We start from the raw sequence: 240 nt of genomic DNA, 5'->3' as shown, positions 1-240 counted from the left end.
GGTCAATGGATGCGCTCGCCGCCGATCCAGCTTCACGAATTCCTCGGCTCCGATGCCGCGCGGCGCCGCTACTGGGCGCGCAGCATGATCGGCTGGCCGGTCGTGGGCCGCGCGCGGCCGAACGGGTCGCACGTCGCGCTGGCGCGGCTCGGCGGCGCGGGCCGGATCGAACGCCTCGTCACGCAGAACGTCGACGGCCTGCATCAGCGGGCGGGCAGCGACGACGTGATCGAACTGCAC

Annotated in this window: 1 protein-coding gene; it reads left to right on the top strand. The window is 72.9% G+C overall.

Annotated features, from left to right (window positions below; translation table 11 throughout):
• On the top strand, positions 1 to 240 hold a 240-nt coding region (locus tag AAEZ06_RS28160; protein ID WP_350617495.1), incomplete at both ends, for a Sir2 family NAD-dependent protein deacetylase.

It is taken from the genome of Pseudomonas sp. HY7a-MNA-CIBAN-0227, from assembly GCF_040310325.1.
Taxonomy (GTDB): Bacteria; Pseudomonadota; Gammaproteobacteria; order Pseudomonadales; family Pseudomonadaceae; genus Aquipseudomonas.
This window is presented reverse-complemented; position numbering and strand designations above follow the sequence as displayed.